Origin of the sequence: Priestia endophytica DSM 13796, assembly GCF_900115845.1 — a bacterium.
GTDB classification, from domain to species: Bacteria; Bacillota; Bacilli; order Bacillales; family Bacillaceae_H; genus Bacillus_I; species Bacillus_I endophytica.
Window position 1 is genome coordinate 117,892 of sequence record NZ_FOXX01000001.1, and the last position, 13,510, is coordinate 131,401.

The 13,510-nt window shown below is 40.0% G+C and carries 15 protein-coding genes; all 15 read right to left on the bottom strand.

Annotated features, from left to right (window positions below; genetic code table 11):
* Positions 1-111: 111 nt before the first annotated feature.
* Positions 112-708, bottom strand: a complete 597-nt coding sequence (locus BM012_RS00565; protein ID WP_061801680.1) for a dipicolinate synthase subunit B — start codon at positions 706-708, stop codon at positions 112-114.
* Positions 705-1,607, bottom strand: a complete 903-nt coding sequence (gene dpaA / locus BM012_RS00570) for a dipicolinic acid synthetase subunit A (RefSeq protein ID WP_019391865.1) — start codon at positions 1,605-1,607, stop codon at positions 705-707. Before dpaA ends, BM012_RS00565 begins: the two co-directional genes overlap by 4 nt.
* 112 nt (positions 1,608-1,719) lie before the next feature.
* Complete coding sequence (locus tag BM012_RS00575) at positions 1,720-1,986, bottom strand: YlmC/YmxH family sporulation protein (RefSeq protein WP_019391864.1); 267 nt, start codon at positions 1,984-1,986, stop codon at positions 1,720-1,722.
* A 69-nt stretch (positions 1,987-2,055) separates the two neighbouring features.
* Complete coding sequence (locus BM012_RS00580; protein WP_061801681.1) at positions 2,056-3,294, bottom strand: M16 family metallopeptidase; 1,239 nt, start codon at positions 3,292-3,294, stop codon at positions 2,056-2,058.
* A gap of 13 nt (positions 3,295-3,307) precedes the next feature.
* Positions 3,308-4,297 carry a polysaccharide deacetylase family protein gene (locus BM012_RS00585; RefSeq protein WP_061801682.1) on the bottom strand — a complete coding sequence of 330 codons (990 nt, stop codon included), beginning with the start codon at positions 4,295-4,297 and terminating at the stop codon, positions 3,308-3,310.
* A 129-nt stretch (positions 4,298-4,426) separates the two neighbouring features.
* Positions 4,427-6,547, bottom strand: coding sequence for a polyribonucleotide nucleotidyltransferase (gene pnp / locus BM012_RS00590; RefSeq protein WP_061801683.1), 2,121 nt, complete (start codon positions 6,545-6,547; stop codon positions 4,427-4,429).
* A gap of 152 nt (positions 6,548-6,699) precedes the next feature.
* Positions 6,700-6,969, bottom strand: a complete 270-nt coding sequence (gene rpsO, locus BM012_RS00595; protein ID WP_019391860.1) for a 30S ribosomal protein S15 — start codon at positions 6,967-6,969, stop codon at positions 6,700-6,702.
* A gap of 137 nt (positions 6,970-7,106) precedes the next feature.
* Positions 7,107-8,063 carry a bifunctional riboflavin kinase/FAD synthetase gene (ribF, locus tag BM012_RS00600; RefSeq protein ID WP_061801684.1) on the bottom strand — a complete coding sequence of 319 codons (957 nt, stop codon included), beginning with the start codon at positions 8,061-8,063 and terminating at the stop codon, positions 7,107-7,109.
* A 28-nt stretch (positions 8,064-8,091) separates the two neighbouring features.
* Positions 8,092-9,000 carry a tRNA pseudouridine(55) synthase TruB gene (gene truB, locus BM012_RS00605; RefSeq protein ID WP_061801685.1) on the bottom strand — a complete coding sequence of 303 codons (909 nt, stop codon included), beginning with the start codon at positions 8,998-9,000 and terminating at the stop codon, positions 8,092-8,094.
* Positions 9,001-9,062: 62 nt separating this feature from the next.
* Entirely contained in the window at positions 9,063-9,422 is a 360-nt protein-coding gene (gene rbfA, locus BM012_RS00610) for a 30S ribosome-binding factor RbfA (RefSeq protein WP_019391857.1), read from the bottom strand.
* A gap of 17 nt (positions 9,423-9,439) precedes the next feature.
* Positions 9,440-9,718: a DUF503 domain-containing protein gene (locus BM012_RS00615; RefSeq protein ID WP_061801686.1), complete on the bottom strand. Its 279-nt coding sequence runs from the start codon at positions 9,716-9,718 to the stop codon at positions 9,440-9,442.
* Positions 9,715-11,781 carry a translation initiation factor IF-2 gene (gene infB / locus BM012_RS00620; protein WP_061801687.1) on the bottom strand — a complete coding sequence of 689 codons (2,067 nt, stop codon included), beginning with the start codon at positions 11,779-11,781 and terminating at the stop codon, positions 9,715-9,717. Before infB ends, BM012_RS00615 begins: the two co-directional genes overlap by 4 nt.
* Positions 11,782-11,801: 20 nt before the next feature.
* Complete coding sequence (locus BM012_RS00625; protein WP_061801688.1) at positions 11,802-12,104, bottom strand: YlxQ family RNA-binding protein; 303 nt, start codon at positions 12,102-12,104, stop codon at positions 11,802-11,804.
* Positions 12,101-12,382, bottom strand: coding sequence for an RNase P modulator RnpM (gene rnpM, locus BM012_RS00630; protein ID WP_061801689.1), 282 nt, complete (start codon positions 12,380-12,382; stop codon positions 12,101-12,103). The genes BM012_RS00625 and rnpM overlap by 4 nt, the downstream gene beginning before the upstream one ends.
* A gap of 15 nt (positions 12,383-12,397) precedes the next feature.
* Positions 12,398-13,507 (bottom strand): transcription termination factor NusA, encoded by a 1,110-nt coding sequence (gene nusA, locus BM012_RS00635; protein WP_061801690.1) that lies wholly within the window; start codon positions 13,505-13,507, stop codon positions 12,398-12,400.
* Positions 13,508-13,510: the final 3 nt, after the last annotated feature.

Genomic DNA, 13,510 nt, shown 5'->3' on the forward strand with positions numbered 1-13,510 from the left:
TGTACTATCTTACCATACTATGCTATGAAAGGATAAAGGAATTTTTCTCATAATTTCAAAAACAAGCAATAGGGCCCCTATACTTTTATTTGTATAGGCACCCGATGAGATTTACTCGTCTCTGAATCTTTCAACAATAACAGGCTGAAGCTGTCGCCCTTCAATCGCTAGCATAACTGTTTCTGTAAGAAGACTCATACGTGCTACCATTGAGTTTGGTTTCTTTTCAGGATTATCTTGCCCAAAGGGAATAAAATAAAGATTGCGACTCGCCATAAGCCTCATTAAGTTGACCCCATTTAATCCAAGAGCATCGTTTGTAGAAATCCCAAGGACAACAGGCCCGTTGTTTCTCATCGTTGCTTTTGCAGCCATTAGAACAGGTGAATCTGTCATTGCATTTGCAAGCTTGCTCATTGTGTTGCCTGTAATTGGAGCTACTACCATACAATCAAGCGGAATTTTTGGCCCTAACGGCTCTGCTCCAACAATTGAGTTGATTGCTTTATTCCCTGTAATCTCTTCAATGCGCTTCACCCAATCTTCGCCTTTTCCAAATCGAGTTGTTGTATGTTCTACTGTATGAGAAACAACAGGGAGAACTTCAGCTCCTAGTTCTACAAGCTTCTCAATTTGGGGCATAACTGCTTCGTACGTGCAGTGTGATCCTGTTAAACCAAATCCGATTTTCTTTCCTTTTAATGTCATGATGTGCTCTCTCCTCTCTTTTGTGCATCTTCCATTAGAAGCTGTGAAAGAACATTAGCAACAATCTTACCGGCGGTTTTTGGAGCAACTATCCCCGGAAGTCCTGGAGTGAGCATCGCTTTAATGCCGCGCTTCTCTGCATAACGAAAATCTGTTCCACCTGGTTTGGAAGCCAAGTCGATAATAAGGCTATGTGAAGGCATTTTTGAAATCGCTCCCGCTGTTAAAACAGGATATGGAATCGTGTTGATGCAAATATCCACATTGCTCATCTCAGTTTCAAGATTTGAAAGGTGAAAAGGAGTAAGCCCCATTTCAGATACGCGTGCTAAATGCTCAGAGCGTCTTGCCCCAACTTTTACTTTTGCTCCTAAAACACCAAAAGATCTCGCAACACTCATTCCTACACGCCCAAGTCCCAAAACAGCAACATTGGAATTATGAATGGTGAAATCCGTATGTTGGATAACAAGCATAATAGCTCCTTCAACAGTAGGAATAGAGTTATAAATCGCAATATCATCGCGTTCAAAAAGCTGAACAAGCTCTCTGCCTGCACTTTTTGTAATCGCGTTCAAATAATCATTACTAATTCCTGAATAGAGCTTACAGTGTTCTTTTGTTTCTTTTAAAATATCTTCTGTTAAAATAACTTTCTCATTTGAGAAAATCGTTTCAACTTGCCCTTCTAAATTTGTGCCTGGAACAGGTAGAACAATTGCATCAACGTCCTCAAACGCCACTTCATGAAGCTGATATTTCGTTGCACCTGTAAAGCCGTGGTCAAGCTGATCAAAACCAACGAGTGATACTTTTGCATCAAACTCAATTAGCTTACGGATGACCTCAAGCTGCCTTGCATCACCGCCAATGACCGCTACATGTACATCTGTTAACATCCCTCATTCACCTTCTTTAAACAATAGTCCCCGCTCACTAGAGCAGCTTCCTCTTATCTCTTAAACAGTTTATGTTAGATGCATGAAAGAGGTGAATCATAAAAAAAGCATCCTACTTTTCAGTAGGATGCTTTTGCCCATGAATGGTATCAATATCAACCATAATCATATCTGTACCGATTTTTTCGATGTGACTCCACGGCACGCGAGTTTCGTAATTTTGTCTTTTTAAACTAAACCACTTTCCGGTCGAAATGAGTAAGGCTTTAATTTCGCCTGTTTCTTCGTCAATCTCTAGATCTGTTTGTCCAAGCAGACCAAGGCGCTCCGCTTTTTTCATATCCACGATTTCTTTTCCACTCAGTTCACTTAATCTCACAAGCATTCTCCTCTTTTCTCTTCTTTATTCTATATATAAGAAGAGACAACACGAAACATGCTTATTAATTTACTGAAGTGCTTTTGGAAGCTCCCCTTTTGGGCCAATTAAAGAAAGAGATGTTGTGCCACCAAAGATATCCCCAGCAAGCTGAAGGACTTTTTTATGATTCACTTCATCTACCGCCTGAATAATATCGTCTAATGAGCGATGTTTGCCGAGCATAAGCTCGTTTTTACCATTACGACTCATACGACTATTTGTGCTTTCTAAACTTAGCATTAAGTTTCCTTTTAACTGCTCTTTGCTGTTTTCTAGCTCTTTATCTGTGATGCCGTTTTCTTTTATATCATTTAACGTATCTTGAATTGTTTCATAAAGAACATCAAGCTGATGGCCCCCTGTGCCACCATAGATTGTTAAAAGACCGCTATCACGGAATGAAGAATGATAAGAGAAAACAGAATACGCAAGACCGCGCTTTTCACGAACTTCCTGGAATAAACGACTACTCATACTACCGCCAAGCACATTATTCAAGACAATTAAATTGTATGTATCACGATGTCCAATCGGCAATCCGTTGTATCCTAGGCAAAGATGCACTTGCTCTGTGTCTTTTTGACGAAGGATACGCTCTCCGTGAAATTCTGGTGCTTTGTAAGAGATTTCGTCTTTTCCGCCTTCGAACGTCCCAAAGTATTCTTCAATTTTTTGAATGAAACTCTCATCAACATTTCCTGCAACAGATACAACCACATTTTCAGGAATATACGTTTCTTTCATATAATTGCGAAGCGTATCTCCTGTAAACGTGTTCAACATCTCTTCTTCTCCAAGAATCGGATAGCCGAGCGCATGATTTCCGTAAGATGCTTTACCTAATAAATCATGAACAATGTCATCAGGTGTATCTTCATACATCTTAATTTCTTCAAGCACAACATTTTTCTCACGCTTTAGTTCTTCTTCATCAAACACAGAATTAAAGAACATATCTGCTAAAACATCAAGAGCTTTATCTGCATGATCATCAAGAACTTTTGCATAAAAGCACGTATACTCTTTTGACGTGAATGCGTTCACTTGCCCACCAATGCGATCAAAGCTTTCCGCAATTTCACGCGCGCTTCTCGTTTTTGTTCCTTTGAAAAACATGTGCTCTAAAAAGTGAGAAACGCCGTTAAGCTCTTTCGTTTCATTACGTGATCCCGTTCCAATCCAAATACCAAGCGCAACGGAACGCACCGTTGGGATATTTTCTAATACAATTCTTAGTCCATTTTTACACGTATGTTTAACAACCAAAACATGACCTCCTCTAGTGCTCATTCTTCATTTTTTTGTTTTGTAGCTGCTCTGTTTTAATGGGTCTTTCTTCATTAAGGAGTGTTGAAACATCTCTAACGTCATACCCTTTTTCCTTCACTTCACGTATGAGGCGATCAAGAGATGAAGCTGTTGATTTTGTGGGATGCATTAATACAATAGCACCAGGGTGAACCTTTTCCATCACGCGAGAAACAAGAACGTCCTCACTTGGTTTTTGCCAATCGATTGTATCAACGCTCCACATAATGGTGTGCATATCAAGATCATGAGCAATTTTCACCACATCATCGCGATAGCTTCCGCTCGGTGGTGCAAAAAGCTTCACTTCACGGTCTGTTACCGATTCTATCACATCGTTTGTTTTCGTCAATTCTTCCTTAATTCGTTCATTGCTTAAAGTCTTCATGTCTGGATGTGAATAGGAATGATTTCCAATCTCTTGCCCTGCATCAACAATCATTTTAGCCATCTCCGTATTTTCCTTTGCCCAGCGTCCTTCAAGGAAAAAAGTTGCTTTGACACGATGTTTTTTTAATACTTCTAGCATTGTTGGAATATATTCATTCCCCCATGCTACATTCACCGCGAAGGCAACAGTTGGTTTATCAGGATGCCCTCTATAAATGGGAGAAGCCCCGAGGTCTTCCAAATGGACTTTCGGCGCGTTTTGCTTATAGATGAGCTTGCTTTCGTCAAACTCCCCTTTTTTCTTCATATTCCGGTAAGAAGCATCAACATCAACCTTTAAACCATTATATCCAGGTGTCAGCTTCCATACAGGATCAATTTTAGCATCCTGTGGAGCTCGTTCATACTTTTCTGCTTTCTCCTCAATCTCTTCATAGAGAGCATCTTTTACAGCTCCTGCAAAATGAATTTCCCTTGGCATGTAAACTGTATAATGTGTTGTATTGTATGTAATAGCTAAAAGAATACAAAAAACGATAAATGGCATAAAACGAAACAATTGCTTTTTCATTATCTTCCCCCCTCTTCACAAAATTATGTAAAAGGAGGACAAGGTAGAACTAACACCACTTATCATTTCATAAAAAGAAGCTGGGTTCTCCCAGCTTGTTCTTTTGCATTCTTCAGCTTTCAATCTTTATTAAGACTGCGCTTCTTGTTCCTTCTCTTTTTCTTCACGAAGGATCACTTTACGTGATAAGTTAACGCGTCCTTGTTTATCAATTTCAATAACACGAACTAGAATTTCATCGCCAATTGCTAGTACGTCTTCAACTTTTCCGATACGCTCTTCCGCAATTTCAGAAATGTGAACAAGACCGTCTTTCCCAGGGAATAGCTCAATAAATGCTCCAAATTTCTCGATGCGTTTTACTTTTCCTAAATACGTTTGGCCTTTTTCAACTTCACGCACAAGGTCTTCGATAATTTTCTTTGCATTGTGGTTCATCTCTTCCTCTGTAGAAGAAATAAAGATTGTACCATCTTGCTCAATATCAATTTTAACGCCTGTTTCTTCAATAATTTTATTGATTTGTTTACCGCTTGGTCCAATAACGTCGCGGATCTTATCAGGGTTAATTGTCATTGTTAAGATTTTCGGTGCATATCTAGATAGATTTTGACGTGGATCTTCAATCGTGCTTAGCATATGATCTAGAATTTGCATACGGCCGCGTTTTGCTTGCTCTAATGCTTCTTCTAAAATTTCACGAGATAAACCTTCAATTTTAATGTCCATTTGAAGTGCTGTAACACCTTTAGCTGTTCCAGCTACTTTAAAGTCCATATCTCCTAAATGGTCTTCCATCCCTTGAATGTCTGTTAATACAGAATAGTGCTCGCCAGACTTGATAAGTCCCATTGCAATCCCAGCTACAGGTGCTTTGATTGGCACACCAGCATCCATCATTGCAAGCGTACTTGCACAAATACTTGCTTGTGATGTTGAACCATTTGATTCCAATACTTCAGAAACAAGACGAATCGTATATGGGAAGTCTTTTTCAGATGGAATAACAGGCTCTAATGCACGCTCTCCAAGAGCTCCGTGACCAATTTCACGACGACCAGGGCCACGAATTGGACGTGTTTCACCAACGCTGAACGAAGGGAAATTATAGTGATGCATAAAGCGCTTCGATTCTTCAATTCCAAGGCCATCTAAAATTTGCACGTCACCAAGTGCTCCTAACGTACAAATGCTTAATGCTTGCGTTTGTCCACGCGTAAACAGCCCTGAACCATGCGTACGAGGAAGCTTGCTAACCTCAGAAGAAAGTGGACGAATTTCGTCTACGTTACGACCATCTGGACGCACTTTTTCTTCTGTAATAAGGCGGCGCACTTCTGTTTTCACCATTTTGCTTAAAATTTCTTTTACTTGTGAAATCGTGCTTTCATCCGCTTCTTTTTCTTCAAACTTCTCAATTACGCTGTTTTTCACTGCTGTAATTGCTTCTTCACGCGCATGCTTTTCTTGAACTTGAATTGCTGGAATCAAGTCTGCTTCAGCAAGCCCGCGCACTTCCTCTTGAAGTTCTTCATCTAGTGTATGAAGCTTTACTTCCATTTTCTCTTTTCCAACTGCTGCAACGATTTCTTCTTGGAATGCAACTAATGTCTTAATATGCTCATGCCCAAACATAATGGCTTCAAGCATGATTTCTTCAGGCACTTCATTAGCTCCTGCTTCTACCATGTTAATAGCATCCTTTGTTCCTGCAACAGTTAATTCAATATCACTTTTCTCTAGCTCTTCAACTGTTGGGTTTAGAACAAACTCTCCGTCAATACGACCAACAATAACACCTGCGATTGGTCCTTCAAACGGAATGTCTGAAACAGATAAAGAAAGAGATGAACCAAACATTGCCGCAACTTCTGATGAGCAGTTTTGCTCAACGCTCATAACAATGCTAATAACTTGTACTTCATTACGGAAACCATCAGCAAAAAGCGGACGAATTGGACGGTCGATAAGACGACTTGTTAAAATCGCTTTTTCACTTGGGCGACCTTCACGCTTAATAAATCCTCCTGGAATCTTCCCTACTGCGTATAAACGCTCTTCATAGTTTACTGTTAATGGGAAGAAATCAACGTCTTTTGGTTCCTTAGACGCTGTTGCTGTACTTAGTATTACTGTATCTCCATAACGAACTAAAGCAGCTCCGTTTGCTTGCTTTGCAAGCTGACCAACTTCAACGGTCAATTTTCGGCCTGCTAATTCGATCGAAAACTCGCGTTTTTCTTGTTCCATTCTTTGTACTCCTCTCTGAGTGCATGTACTATTTGCTGTTTATACTTATTAGTATAGACGAAAGCATTAAATCCATAACTTTTTATGTAAAACAACGACTCACAATAATTATACATACGAAAAAAGCGGGAGCATTCTCCCGCTTTCTACTATTATCGACGTAAACCAAGCTTGTTAATTAACTCACGGTAGCGAGTAATGTCATTGTTACGTAGGTAGTTAAGTAAGTTACGACGTTTACCTACCATTTTTAATAGACCACGACGTGAATGGTGATCTTTCTTGTGTGTACGTAAATGATCATTTAAGTTTGTAATTTGCTCAGTTAGGACAGCAATTTGAACTTCTGGTGATCCTGTGTCAGTATCATGAGTTTTGTACTCAGCAATAAGTTCATTCTTGCGCTCTTGTGTGATAGCCATCCTATTCACCTCCTCTTAATAATCCCCAATTCCCTAGCAATACGTTGGTGAATCGTAATGCCAAGCAATGGTTAATTTCTGTTCAATGTTCATATTACTATTTTTCGCCTAGAATTGCAAGGATTCTAATGAAAGTTTTATGCGTCGCTCTTCAAGGAAGCAAAATAAGCAGCTGCTTCTCGCTTATCTTGATTGATTTGAGAGACAAGGGCTTCGATTCCAGAAAACTTTCGCTCTTTTCGAATAAGCTTATGCCATTTTACAACGACTTTTTCATTGTAAATCATGTTCTTGAAGTCAAAGATATGTACTTCAATTGTTGGCTTCTCTGGCTTTTTATCATGAAATGTTGGCTTATAGCCAATATTGCACACACCTTCATAGAACTGACCGTTAATGCCAAGCTCAACAGCATATACGCCTGTTCGAGGAATCATATAACCGTCTACTTCTCCAACGTTTGCTGTTGGAAATCCGATCTCTCTTCCTCGTTTTTCGCCATGTACAACTCGACCTGTTATCGTATAGCATCTTCCAAGAAGCTTTTGGATATTTTCGACCCTTCCTTCTTGTAAGAACTTCCGAATAAGCGTTGAACTTACCTTTTCACCTTCGTCCTCAAGCTTTTCGACGACAGTGTACTCACATTTATCCTTTGCGTGTTCTTTCATTGTCTCCATTGTGCCACTTCCAAACTTTCCATATGAAAAATCAAAGCCGGCTACAACGTGTTTGACATTCAAGTTTACGATATATTGTTCAACAAACTCTTCTGGTTGCAAGTTAGAAAAGTCACGATCAAAGCGAACAACGTAAAGAAAATCAATGCCGCGCTCTTTAAGCAAACGTGCTTTTTCTTCAAGCGGCGTTATCATATCAACGTGTGCTGCTTTCTTCCCTAATACAACAGAAGGGTGAGGGTCAAAGGTCATCACGGCACTTTTCACCCCAAGCTCATCAGCAATACGCTTTGCAGTCATAATTACTTTTTGATGTCCTAAATGCATGCCATCAAAGTATCCTAACGCCATTGAAAGCGGTGGAAGTTGTTCACGCACTAGGTGATGTGGATGTTGCAGATGTATGATTTCCAAAACACAATTCACCTTTTTCTACCTTAGATTAAGAAATATCAATAATTTTTGCGGGTTTTATTTTGCCTTCTTTTGTTTCATGATGCTTATAAAGAGCAAGAAGTTTCCCCTCTTCGTTCAAGACGAGCCAAAGAGGCGTATCTATGCTAATTTCTTCAGGTCTTAATAAAACCGCTCCGTTTTTCACTTTCTTTGCTAATGTATCATTTATCGTCCATTTCGGCAAATGAGAAAGAGCCTTTTCAATGCTTAGGAAGTATTTATCTACCGTTCCTTCTTCGGCAGCCTTGCTAAGCTCTTCTAATGTCACACAGTCCTCTTCTGTGAAGGCTCCAGATCCAATGCGGCGCAAATAGGACATATGTGCTGGATAACCAAGCGCTTCTCCCATCATAACGGCAAGCGTTCTCACATACGTTCCTTTACTACATGTAACACGAAAACGCACAGTTGGAAACGACCCTGTCAAGTCTTCTCCGATGATCTCTAATTTTTCAATTGTTACTTCTCGGCTTGGTCTTTCGACACTTTCTCCATTTCTTGCATATTCGTAAAGACGTTTGCCGTTTACTTTTACAGCAGAATACATAGGTGGAGTTTGAACGATTGTACCTGTTAAGCTTTCAAAAACGGTTTCAATTTTCTCTCTTGTGAATGTTTCTGTTACTTCACGTTCTTCGACACCTTCTCCCCACGCATCTTCCGTTGTGGTGGAACGCCCAAACGTTACTTCTCCTTCATATGTTTTAGAAGAAGCTGTTAAATATTCCACAACTTTTGTTGCACGCCCAACGCACATCGGCAGTACGCCTGTTACTTCAGGATCGAGCGTACCTGTATGGCCAATTTTTTTTGTTCGCAATATTTTGCGAAGTTTAAACACACAGTCATGTGACGTCATGCCTTTTGGTTTATCAATAACAATAATCCCTTCCACGTCCACTACTCCTTTTACTCAAAAAATAAAGCCTGCCGCTTGGGCAGGCTTCTCATCATTATTTATTCATGATCATCTTTACGGTCTCTGTGAAGCTCGCCAATTAGTGTTTCAATGCGATTTCCGTAATCGATTGACTCATCAAATTCAAAAAGAATTTCAGGAGTTTTACGAAGGCGAATACGCTGACCAATCTCGCTGCGGATAAATCCTTTTGCTTTTGCAAGGCCTTTTAGCGTATTTTGCTTTTGTTCTTCATCACCAAGCACTGAAATGTATACTTTTGCTTGCTGAAGATCCCCTGTAACTTGAACATCTGTTACCGTTACAAATCCGATGCGCGGATCTTTAATCTTACGGCTAATGATGTCACTCATTTCTTTTTTCATTTGTTCACCAATTCTAGTTGGTCTGAGTTTCATAAAATTTCACCTCGTTTTTATAACCACTCAATATTTGTGAGCGTTCTTTCTATCTCTGGAAACGAGTCTACAAACTCTAAAAGCTTGTAGAGCTCCCTTTCCGATATGTTTTTAGCAGATGAAATGGTCACGATACCAATCGACGTTCGTTGCCAAACATCCTGATGATCAATTTCGGCTATTGACACGTTGAACTTACCTTTAACACGAGTTATGATGCGTTGCAAAACAGCTCGCTTTTCCTTAAGAGAAGCAGCATCATAAATGATCGCCTCAAATGTTAAGTATCCTATCACTTACGCTCAATTTCCTCCATTACGTATGCTTCAATAACATCGCCTTCTTTGATATCATTGAAGTTTTTCACTGTAATACCGCACTCATATCCTTGTGCAACTTCTTTAGCATCGTCTTTGAAACGTTTAAGAGCGTCTAGCTCTCCTTCAAAGATAACAATGCCGTCACGGATGACACGTACACCGCTGTCGCGTACGATTTTACCGTCTGTTACATAGCTTCCTGCAATTGTTCCAACTTTTGATACTTTGAACGTTTGACGAACTTCCGCTTGTCCGATTACTTTTTCTTCGTACTCAGGATCAAGCATTCCTTTCATCGCTGCTTCAATTTCTTCAATCGCTTTGTAGATGATACGGTGAAGACGGATATCAACGTTTTCTGCGTCTGCAGTACGTTTTGCGTTAGCATCAGGACGAACGTTAAATCCAATAACAATAGCATTTGAAGCTGTTGCTAATACGATATCTGATTCGTTGATTGCTCCTACACCAGTGTGAATGATGCGAACATTTACACCTTCAACATCAATCTTTTGAAGTGATGCTGCGACAGCTTCAACTGAACCTTGTACATCTGCTTTTACAATAATATTAAGATCTTTCATTTCACCTTGTTTGATTTGTTCGAATAAATCATCAAGGCTTACGCGTGATTTTTCGCTTCGCTGTGCTTCAAGCTGTTTTGTTGCACGAGCTTCCCCGATTTGACGCGCTTTCTTCTCATCTTCAAATACCATGAAGCGATCACCTGCTTGTGGTACATCATTAAGACCTGTAATTTCAACAGGTGTAGAAGGACCTGCTACTTTTACGCGACGACCTAAATCGTTCACCATTGCACGAACGCGACCGAACGTGTTTCCGACAACAATCGGATCCCCAACGTGAAGCGTACCGTTTTGAACAAGAAGCGTTGCAACACTTCCGCGCCCTTTATCAAGCTCTGCTTCAACAACAGTACCTAACGCACGGCGTTTTGGATTTGCTTTTAACTCTTCCACTTCTGTAACAAGAACGATCATTTCTAAAAGATTGTCGATTCCTTCTCCAGATAGAGCAGATAAGTGACAGAAGATTGTGTCCCCACCCCATGCTTCAGATACAAGCTCATGCTCTGTTAGCTCTTGCATCACGCGGTCTGGGTTTGCTCCTTCTTTATCCATTTTATTCACGGCAACGATAATTGGCACTCCAGCAGCTTTAGCATGGTTAATTGCTTCAACTGTTTGTGGCATAACGCCATCATCTGCTGCAACAACAAGAATTGTAATATCTGTTACTTGTGCACCACGAGCACGCATTGTTGTAAACGCGGCATGTCCAGGTGTATCAAGGAACGTAATTTTCTTGCCTTGTGCTTCAATTTGGTATGCACCGATATGCTGTGTGATTCCACCAGCTTCGCCTGCTGTTACTTTTGTGTTACGAATTGAGTCAAGAAGCGTTGTTTTACCATGGTCAACGTGTCCCATGATTGTTACAACTGCAGGACGTTCTACTAGATCCTCTTCATTGTCTTCGATTTCAAGCGTTTCAAATTCTGCTTCATCAATAACAATCTCTTCTTCTACTTCAACACCGTAGTCTGCTCCAATTAGCTCAATTGCATCTTTATCAAGCACTTGGTTGATTGTTGCCATAACACCAAGTCCGAAAAGCTTTTTAATGATTTCAGACGGCTCGCGGTGAAGCTTCTTAGCAAGCTCAGCAACAGACAAGCTTTCTTGGAACGTAATTTTTTCAGGAAGTGGCTTTGGAGCCGCTTTTTGCTGTGGTACATATGATTGCTGATGATTTGGCTTCTTACCTTTTTTCCCTTTATTGCCTTTATTAAACTGATTTTGTCCACCTTGTTTCTTATTATCTGGACGTTTGTTACGGGAATCTCCTTGATTACCTGTGTTCTTTGCGAACGTTTTGTTTAATTCTGTTTCTGCCTTAGGCTCAATTGTAGCCATATGGTTTGATACTTCAATATTCATTTCTTTCAGTTTATCGATAACGTTTTTACTTGAGACATTGTGTTTTTTAGCATATTCATAAACACGAATTTTACTCATAAACTTCACCCCCACAAAAATTAATCAAGCAGCGTTTTCATCTTTTTCGCAAACCCAGCATCTGTTATGCCAACAACAACGCGGCTATCTTTCCCAATCGCTTTTCCTAAGAGGAACCGGTCCTCAACAAGCTTGACTGGAACGTTATAATAGCTGCATTTGTCCATAACTTTCTTCGAGGTGTTTGCTGATGCATCGCGAGATAATATAACAAGACTAATGGCATTTCTGCGCACGTCTTTAATTACAAGCTCTTCACCAGAAATTACTTTTCGCGCTCGATTAGCTAACCCTAAAAATGATTGCCATTGTTCTTGATTCAACTGCGCTTCTCCTTTTGAGCAAGCTCTAATAGTTCGCTGTAAACTTCCTCAGGTACTTCAGCTTTTAGATGTGTACCAAGCAAATTTTTCTTTTGAGCTAATAACACAGCGTCTTCATCTTTTGAGATGTAAGCGCCACGCCCGTTTTTTTTGCCTGTTACATCAAGCTCTACGTTTCCTTCCGTTGTTCTTACAACTCGAACGAGCTCTTTTTTTGGAAGCATTGTTTGCGTTGCTACGCATTTTCTCATTGGTACTTTTCTTTTACTACTAGACATCTATCTTAACACCTCTTATTCCATCTCAGAATGGTCTAAGTCAAATGCTTCTGGAGAAGATGGCTCCTCTTTTGTTACTAAAATGCCTTCAGCTTCTGCTTCTGATTGGCTCTTAATATCGATTTTCCAGTTTGTTAGCTTCGCTGCTAAACGAGCATTTTGCCCGCGTTTTCCAATTGCTAAAGAAAGCTGATAATCAGGTACAATTACCGTTGTTGCTTTTTCGCCTTCATTCACAAGAACTTCAAGGACTTTAGCAGGACTTAGTGCGTTTGCTACAAATTCCACTGGATCTTCCGACCAGCGAACAATATCAATTTTTTCGCCTTTTAATTCGTTTACAACTGCTTGTACACGCTGCCCTTTTGGACCTACGCATGAGCCAACTGGATCGATTTCATCATACTCAGCATGAACAGAGATTTTTGAACGATCTCCAGCTTCACGCGCAACTGAGCGAATTTCAACAGCACCATCATAAATTTCAGGCACTTCTTTTTCAAACAGGCGTTTTAGCAGACCTGGATGTGTACGAGACACATAAATTTGTGGACCTTTTGTTGTACGTTCCACTTTTGTTACGTATACTTTAATACGATCATGTGGATGGTATTGCTCGTTCGGCATTTGTTCATTTACAGGAAGAAGAGCCTCAATTTTACCTAAGCTTACATAAATAAAGCGAGAATCTTGGCGTTGTACAATTCCCGTCATAATATCTTCTTCACGGTCAATGAATTCAGAATAAATAACGCCACGCTCTGCTTCACGCACACGCTGTGTTACGACTTGTTTCGCTGTTTGAGCTGCGATGCGTCCAAAGTCTTTTGGCGTTACTTCCATTTCTACAACATCATCAATTTCAAAGTTTGGATTCACTTGTTTTGCTTCTTCAAGTGAAATCTCAAGACGCGGATCAAAAACTGCCTCTACAACGTCTTTACGAGCAAAAACGCGCATTGTTCCTTTTTCAAGGTTTAAATCAACACGCACGTTTTGAGCTTGGTTGAAATTTCGTTTATAAGCTGAAATTAATGCGGCTTCAATTGCCTCAATAATCACGTTTTTACTAATACCTTTTTCTTTTTCAAGAACTTCTAAAGCATCTAATAGATCGATACTCATGGT